Origin of the sequence: Pseudoroseomonas ludipueritiae, from assembly GCF_014490445.1 — a bacterium.
Taxonomy (GTDB): Bacteria; Pseudomonadota; Alphaproteobacteria; order Acetobacterales; family Acetobacteraceae; genus Pseudoroseomonas; species Pseudoroseomonas ludipueritiae.
The window spans coordinates 1-7,675 of record NZ_JACTUZ010000188.1 but is presented as its reverse complement, the minus strand read 5'-3'; the positions used below and the strand labels follow the sequence as shown (position 1 = coordinate 7,675).

Sequence of the window (7,675 nt, the reverse complement as noted above, 5' to 3'; positions counted from 1 at the left end):
GGTCCCGCAGCCAGGTGAAGCCATGCACGGCGGCGCGCCAGGCCGGCGGCCCGCCGGCCGGAGACCAGCCCTGGCCGCCTTCCTGGATCAGCATCAGGGGGCGGGTGCTGCCCTGCACCTCGCATTCGCCGCGCAGCAGGCGCTGGCCCCGCGCGGCATCGCCGGGCCAGAGGTCCCGGAAGGCGCGCGCCGGCGCCTCCGGCACCTTGACCGGCTTGAGCCCCGCGACAACCTTGCGCGCACCGCGCAGCCAATCCGACATCAGGCAACCATTCCGCTGGGTTGGCGCAGCGCCGCGATGGCGGCGGCGTAATCCGGCTTGCCGAAGACCGCCGTACCGGCCACCAGCGTATCCGCCCCGGCCTCGACGCAGAGCGGCGCCGTCGCGGCGGTCACCCCGCCGTCGATCTGCAGGTGGATGTCGCGGCCGCTGGCATCGATCATGCGGCGGATCTCGGCGATCTTGGGCAACTGGGAATGCAGGAAGGACTGGCCGCCGAAGCCGGGGTTCACCGTCATCACCAGCACCAGGTCCAGCAGGTCCATCACCGGGGCGAGGACGCTGGCCGGCGTGCCCGGGTTCAGCACCACGCCCGCCTTCTTGCCCAGCGCCCGGATGGTCTGGAGCGAGCGGTGCAGATGCGGCCCGGCCTCGGGGTGCAGGGAGATCAGGTCCGCGCCCGCTTCCGCGAAGGCCGCGAGATAGGGGTCGGCCGGCGCGATCATCAGGTGCACGTCGAAGGGAAGGCCGCAATGCTTGCGCAGCGCCTTCACCACGGCGGGGCCGAAGGAGATATTGGGCACGAAATGCCCGTCCATGATGTCGAGGTGCAGCCAGTCCGCGCCGGCGGCCTCGATGGCCGCGACTTCCTCGCCCAGGCGGGCGAAATCGGCGGCGAGCAGGGATGGGGCAATGATCAGGGGGCGTGTCACGCCAGTGTTTATGCCTCCCACAACAGAGCCGAACAAGCAGGCCACCCCGGCTTTCCGCCACCGCATGACGATGGCTTGACCAGCAGGCCCGCCGACACGACTTTCTACGCAACTCAAAGCGGGGGGCGGCGCCCCGCCGCCCGCCCGCAAAAGGACGAAAACACATGAGCGAACTGACCAAGCCCGTCAGCGACGACAGCTTCAAGACCGACGTGCTGCAGGCCTCCGGCCCGGTGCTGGTGGATTTCTGGGCCGAATGGTGCGGCCCCTGCCGCATGGTGGCGCCGATCCTGGACGAGATCGCCAAGGACTATGAGGGCCAGCTGACGGTGGCCAAGGTGAATATCGACGAGAACCCCGTGACGCCGAACGACTACGCGGTGCGCGGCATTCCCACCATGATCCTGTTCAAGGATGGCAAGCCGGTGGAAACCAAGGTCGGCGCCCTGCCGAAGAGCCAGTTGAAGGACTGGATCGCCGGCGCGCTGGCGAAGTAACCCGGCCCATGCGCCCCGCCGGTCTCCGCGCCTGGTCCCTGGCCGCGCTGGCCGGCATGGGGCTGGCCACCCTCGCCCTGCTTGGCCCGCCGGCCCAGGCCCAGCGCGTGACCGGCACGGGGGAGGTGGTGCGCAATGCCAGCCTGCCCTTCCGCGTCACCACCTTCGCGGGCGGGCTGGAGCGCCCCTGGGGCGCCGCCTTCCTGCCCGACGGCCGCCTGCTGGTGACCGAGCGTCCCGGCCGCCTGCGGCTGGTGGGCACCGATGGCGCCGTCTCGCCGCCCCTGGGCGGCCTGCCGGAGGTGGTCGCCGCCGGCCAGGGCGGGCTGCTGGACGTGCAGATCGCCCCCGATTTCGCCACCACGCGGGAAATTTACTTCTGCCAGGCCGCCATGCTGCCGGCCGAGGGCGGCCAGGGTGCCGCCACCCGCCTGGTGCGCGCCCGCCTTTCCCCCGATGCCACCAGCCTGGATGCCGCCCAGCCTATCCTGGACGCCACACCGGCCCAGGCCACCGGCCGCAACCACTACGGCTGCCGCATCGCCTTCGATGCAGAGGGCAGGCTCTACCTCTCCACCGGCGACCGCTTCGTGGACAAAATGCGCGCGCAGCGGCTGGACGACCTCGCCGGCAAGGTGCTGCGGCTGGAGCGCGATGGCCGGCCCGCCGCCGGCAATCCCTTCATTGGCCAGGCTGGCGCGCGGCCGGAAATCTTCACCTATGGCCACCGCAACCCGCAGGGGCTGGCCCGCAACCCCCGGACCGGCAGCCTCTGGGAAGCCGAATTCGGCGCGCGCGGCGGCGATGAGGTGAACCTGCTGAAGCCCGGCCGCAACTACGGCTGGCCCGTGGTGACGCATGGCACCGACTACGACGGCAGCAAGATCGGCGAAGGCGCTTCCCGCCCCGATATGGAGGAGCCGCTGCGCTACTGGGTGCCCTCGGTCAGCCCCTCCGGCATCGGCTTCTACGACGGCGCGGCCTTTCCCAACTGGCGCGGCAGCCTCTTCATGGCCAGCCTGAGCACCCCCGGCCTGCTGCGCCTTTCCACGGATGGCGACCGCGTCACCGCCGAGGAAAGGCTGCTCTGGGGCGAGCTGCGCTTCCGCCACGTGCTGCAAGGGCCGGACGGGCTGCTCTATATCCTGACGGACGAGACGCGCGGGCGCATCCTGCGGCTGGAGCCGGCGGCGGCACGCTGAAGGGAAAAGGCCAAAGGGGCTCCGCCCCTCTGGACACCCCGCTGGGGTGACAGTGTCACCCCAGACCCCGCCATCTGTTTTTGACTCGTGGCACGGTGGTTCCGCCGGAGGCCCGTGGCCTCCGGCGATCGCGGCCTCGGCCCACGTGGCTTTTTTCAGCTTTCAATGCTGGCGCAGCGCCGCGCCCTTCAGCCCCATCTGAAAACTGCCAGTGGGGTCCGGCGGGAGTGTCCAGAGAGGGCGGAGCCCTCTTTGGCCCCGGCTACCCTCTTCCTCAGGCCGGCTCCGCCGGATGCGAGACCAGCGCCGCCAACAGCGCGATGCGCAGCGAGGCCAGCTTGCGCTCGTTCTCGATCTTCAGCCCGAAGACATCCTTCACGTAGAAGACATCCACGGCCCGCACGCCATAGGTGGTGATATGGGCCGAGGCGATCTGCAGCCCCTGCTCGCTGATCGCCGCCGTCATGTCATGCAGCAGGCCGGGCCGGTCGCGCCCGTTCAGCTCGATGACGGTGTGGGTATTGCTGGCGTGGTTGTCGATCACCACGCGCCCCGGCACCTGCACCGCGCGCAGCCGCGCCGGTTCCCGCCGCACCTTCAGGATCTCCTGCTCCAGGTCGATGGCGCCGGAGAGGGCCTGCTCGATCAGCACGGAAAGCCGGGCCAGCTTGTGCGGGGCATCGAAGGCGCCGCCCTGGGCATCCTGCACCCAGAAGGTATCCAGCGCCCTTCCGTTGGTCATGGTGTGGATGCGCGCATCCACGATGGAGGCGCCAGCCACCGCCAGCGCGCCGGCGATGCGGGAAAACAGGCCCGGGTGGTCGGTGCAATAGACCGTCACCTCCGTCACCGCCCGGCTTTCCAGCACGCGGGTGGAGACGGTGAGCGGCGCGCCGCGTGCCTCGGCATCCCGGATCAGCGCGGCATGGCGGGCATGGGTCTCGGGGTCGAAGGAGAGCCAGTAGCCGGGGTAGCCGAGGTTGAGGAACTGCTCCACCGCTTCCGGCGGCTGGTCCGCCATCATGGCGGCGGCCGCCTGGCGGGCGCGGGAGACGCGCACGTCCCGCTCCGGCACCGAGAGGCCGCCAGCCAGCACTTCCGCCACGCGCCAGTACAGCTCGCGCAGCAGGGTGGCCTTCCAGCCGTTCCAGACCTTGGGGCCGACCGCGCGCATATCGGCGACCGTCAGCACCAGCAGCAGGCGCAGCCGCTCCGGCGACTGCACCACCTCGGCGATGTCGAGGATGGTCTTGGGGTCGTCGATGTCGCGCTTGAAGGCGGTCTGGCTGACCAGCAGGTGGTTCAGCACCAGCCAGGAGACGGTTTCCGTCTCCTCCTGCGTCAGGCCGAGGCGCGGGCAGATTTCCAGCGCCAGGCCCGCGCCGAGTTCGGAATGGTCGCCGCCCCGGCCCTTGGCGATGTCGTGCAGCAGCGTCGCGACATAGAGCGCGCGGTGGGACTGGAGCTGCCCGATCAGCTCGGAGGCGACCGGCACGGCCTCCTCCAGCTCCTGCCGCTCCAGCTGGTTGAGCACGCCGATCGCCTCGATCGTGTGCTCCTCCACCGTGAAGACATGGTAGGTGTCGAACTGCATCAGGCCGACGATGCGGGCCCAGTCCGGGATGTAGCGGGAGAGGAAGCCGACCTCGTTCAGCACCCGCATCCAGCGGTGGCTGTCCTTGCCCTGCAGCAGGTCCAGGAAGATGGCGGCGGCATCGGGGTCGTCCCGCAGCGCCTGGGCGCGGGAGGCGTTGCGGATCAGCGCGCGCTGGGCCAGCGGATGCAGCTCCAGCCCCCGGTTCCGCGCCGCGCGCACCAGGCGCAGCATCACGGCCGGGTCGGCCGCCACGTCCTTGTCGGGCGCGAAGAGCAGCTTGCCATCCGCCATGGCGATGCCGGCGGCGGTCAGCACCGGCTCCTCCGCCTTCTGCACGGCGGGGGCGCCGAGCGCGGCGCGCTCGATCGCAGGCTCCAGCAGGTGGGAAAGGCGCACCACGTCGCGGGCAGTGAGGAAGAGGTGCTTCATGAAGCGCTCCACCCCATCCTGCTTGCCATGGCGGGTATAGCCCATGCGGGCGCCCACCACGGGCTGCAGGTCGAAGGTCAGGCGCTCCTCGGCACGGCCGGTCACGTAATGCAGGTGGAAGCGGACGGTCCAGAGGAAGTCCCAGGCGCGCTTGAAGGCGCGGGCCTCGCGCTCCGTCAGCAAGCCGCCGCCGGGGCTCTCGGGGCCCACCAGCTCGGGCATGCGCTGCACGCCGAAAGCGTAGCGCGCCAGCCAATACATGGTCTGGATATCGCGCAGCCCGCCCCGGCCTTCCTTGATATGGGGCTCCACCAGATAGGGGCTGTCGCCATAGCGCTTGTGGCGGTTGGTGCGCTCGGCGCGCTTGGACTGCAGGAACTGCCCCAGCCCCCAGTCCTGCCGCGCCTGGCGATAGGCGATATCGAAACGTTCGAAGACCTCGCGCTCCCCGGCCAGGAAGCGGCTGTCCAGCAGCGCGGTCTGGATGGTGGCGTCGGCGCGCGCATCCTCCAGGCATTCGCGGATGGAGCGGGTGGCATGCCCCACCTTCAGCCCGAGGTCCCAGAGCAGGTAGAGCATGAACTCCACCGCCCGCCGCCCGCGCGGCCCCAGCGGGCTGTCGGAAAGGAAGAGCAGGTCGATATCGGAAAACGGCCCCAGCACGCCGCGGCCGTAGCCGCCGGTGGCGGCCAGGGCGAAAGGCGGCTCGGAACTCGCGGCAAAGGAACGGGCGGGCTCCGCCTGCCCGGCCATCGCATGCTCCGGCGCCACCTGGGCCAGGGTATAGGCATGGATGGCGGAGATCAGCCCATCCGTCAGCTCCGCCAGCGCCCGCGCGGCGGCGAGGCCGGAGAGCGCATGGGCCTCGAAAGCTTCCTGCACCCGGGACTGGATGCGGCCAAGCTGCCGCCTGAGCAGCGTGAGCGCCACATCCCGTGGCACAGGCGCGCCGGGCCGTGGCACCAGGTCGAGCACGAGGTCCGGCAGGGGCCGCGCGTTGCCGAGGGCCGGTGGAGAAGACGGAGCGATGGCGTCAGGCATGTCGCCGCTGCTGATCATCCTGGGATGATATCCCGTGCTGCGCCGCGGCAACAGCGCTCATGATGCGAATAGGTGTCATGTTCTGCATCAAACGAAAAGCAGCCGCGCGGCGACAATCAACCACGGCATGGGGTGGGGCGCCAGCATTGTATCAAGACGCGGAGGCTGGGGCTGGAGGGGCGCCGCCCCTCCAGGCCTCCCCGCCGGGGTGGAAAGTCCACCCCAGACCCCGCTGCGGGTTTTGGAACCGGGCTGAAGGACGCGGCGCGGCGCCAAGCCCCTGGCCATGGACAATCAAAGGCCACGCGGGCTGAACCCGCAGTCGCCGGAGGTCATGGACCTCCGGCGCGACCACCGCGCCAGAAGCACAGGAATGGCGGGGCCTGGGGTGACACTGTCACCCCAGCGGGGGTCCAGGGGGCGGCGCCCCCTGGCCGCGCCCTCAGCGCAGCAGCGACTTCAGCCGGTAGACCGCTTCCAGCGCCGCGCGGGGTGTCAGCGTATCGGGGTCGATCTCCTCCAGCGCCGCCCGCAGCGGATCCGGCCCTTCCGGCTCCGGGGCCGGCGGGGGCGCGGCGCGGGCGAAGAGGGGCATTTCCCCGGCCAGGGGGTCCAGGCCCCTCGCCCGTTCCTCCAGCGCCGCCAGCACGGCGGTGGCGCGCGTCACCACCTCGCGCGGCACGCCGGCCAGCTTGGCGACATGCAGGCCCCAGGAGCGTTCGGAGGCACCGGGGGCGACAAGGTGCAGGAAGACCACCTCGCCGCGGTGTTCCCGCACCTTCATGGTGGCCGGCGCCAGTTCCGGCAGCTTGCCTGTCAGCGCCGTCAGTTCATGGAAGTGGGTGGCGAAGATGGCGCGGCAGCGGATGCGGTCGTGCAGCGCCTCCAGCACCGCCCAGCCGATGGCGAGGCCATCCCAGGTGGCGGTGCCGCGCCCGACCTCGTCCAGCACCACCAAGCTGCGGGCGGTGGCCTGGTTCAGGATGGCGGCGGTCTCGGTCATCTCCACCATGAAGGTGGAACGGCCGCCGGCGATGTCGTCGGCCGCGCCAACGCGGGAGAAGAGCCGGTCCACCAGCCCGATGCGGGCGCTCTCCGCCGGCACAAACATTCCGGCCTGGGCCAGCACGGCCATGATGGCGTTCTGCCGCAGGAAGGTGGACTTGCCGGCCATGTTGGGCCCGGTCAGCAGACAAAGCCGGCGGCCGGGGGAGAGGTCGGCGTCGTTGGGCACGAAGGCGGCGCCCTTCAGCGGGTCCCGGGCCAGCGCGGCCTCCACCACCGGGTGGCGGCCCTGGGTGATGCAGAAGTCGGGGCGGTCCACCAGCTCGGGGCGGCACCAGCGCTGGCCAGCGGCGAGTTCGGCGGCGGCGGCGTGGATGTCGAATTCCGCCATGGCCTGGGCGCTGGCATCGATGCCGAAGGCGGCGCGCAAACACAGGTCGCGCAGGTGGCGCACCACCAGGGCCTCGCGCTTCGCGGCCTGCTGCCCGGCCTCGGCCAGCTTGCGGTCCAGTTCCGCCAGCGCCGCGCAGGTGAAGCGGATGGCGTTCGCCATGGTCTGGCGGTGCACGGGCGCCATGGGGCCGGGCGCGGGCGGGGCGCGCAGCAGCTTCTCGCCGGCGGCGGCGGGCATCTCCGCCAGATAGCCGAATTGCTGGTGGTGGCGGATCTTCAGGCTGGCCACGCCCCAGGCCTGGGCCAGGTCCATCTGCATGGCGGCGATGGCGGCGCGGCCGTCGTCGCGCAGCCGGCGCAGGGCATCCAGCTCCCCGTCATAGCCGGGGGCGACCACGCCGCCGTCCTCGATGCGGGCGGGCAGGTTTTCCGCCAGCGCCCGGTCCAGCTCGGCGCGGGGGGAGGCCTCGGGCACCAGGGCGGCGGCGGCATCCTCCAGCAGCGGCGGCAGCGGGCGGCCGTGCAGGAAATTGGCCATGGCCTCGGCCCGCGCCAGCCCGTCCCGCAGGGCGGCGAGG

General features: G+C 71.3%; 5 protein-coding genes and 1 pseudogene. 2 read left to right on the top strand and 4 right to left on the bottom strand.

From position 1 onward, the window contains the following. Positions 1 to 262 (bottom strand): annotated as a pseudogene (locus IBL25_RS23100) (heparinase II/III family protein); the annotation flags it as partial. Further along, positions 262 to 933: a ribulose-phosphate 3-epimerase gene (rpe, locus tag IBL25_RS23095; RefSeq protein ID WP_239418943.1), complete on the bottom strand. Its 672-nt coding sequence runs from the start codon at positions 931 to 933 to the stop codon at positions 262 to 264. The pseudogene IBL25_RS23100 and the gene rpe, both read right to left, overlap by 1 nt. Before the next feature lie 164 nt (positions 934 to 1,097). On the opposite strand from rpe, the gene trxA reads away from it, so the two are divergent. Further along, a complete protein-coding gene (gene trxA / locus IBL25_RS23090; RefSeq protein ID WP_120640628.1) occupies positions 1,098 to 1,430 on the top strand; it encodes a thioredoxin TrxA in 333 nt (110 codons plus the stop codon). Between the two features lie 8 nt (positions 1,431 to 1,438). Then, positions 1,439 to 2,632: a PQQ-dependent sugar dehydrogenase gene (locus IBL25_RS23085; RefSeq protein WP_187780836.1), complete on the top strand. Its 1,194-nt coding sequence runs from the start codon at positions 1,439 to 1,441 to the stop codon at positions 2,630 to 2,632. A gap of 274 nt (positions 2,633 to 2,906) precedes the next feature. On the opposite strand, the gene IBL25_RS23080 is transcribed toward IBL25_RS23085, so the two are convergent. Together IBL25_RS23080 and mutS are read right to left on the bottom strand one after the other, a co-directional pair. After that, complete coding sequence (locus IBL25_RS23080; protein WP_187780835.1) at positions 2,907 to 5,717, bottom strand: [protein-PII] uridylyltransferase; 2,811 nt, start codon at positions 5,715 to 5,717, stop codon at positions 2,907 to 2,909. Positions 5,718 to 6,141: 424 nt separating this feature from the next. Then, positions 6,142 to 7,675 (bottom strand): DNA mismatch repair protein MutS (gene mutS / locus IBL25_RS23075; RefSeq protein WP_187780834.1); only part of this gene is annotated, 1,534 nt, incomplete at its 5' end.

Coding starts and splice junctions, on each gene's coding strand:
- trxA (WP_120640628.1), top strand. CDS start 1,098: ATGAGCGAACTGACCAAGCCCGTCAGCGACGACAGCTTCAAGACCGAC.
- IBL25_RS23080 (WP_187780835.1), bottom strand. CDS start 5,717: ATGATCAGCAGCGGCGACATGCCTGACGCCATCGCTCCGTCTTCTCCA.
- IBL25_RS23085 (WP_187780836.1), top strand. CDS start 1,439: ATGCGCCCCGCCGGTCTCCGCGCCTGGTCCCTGGCCGCGCTGGCCGGC.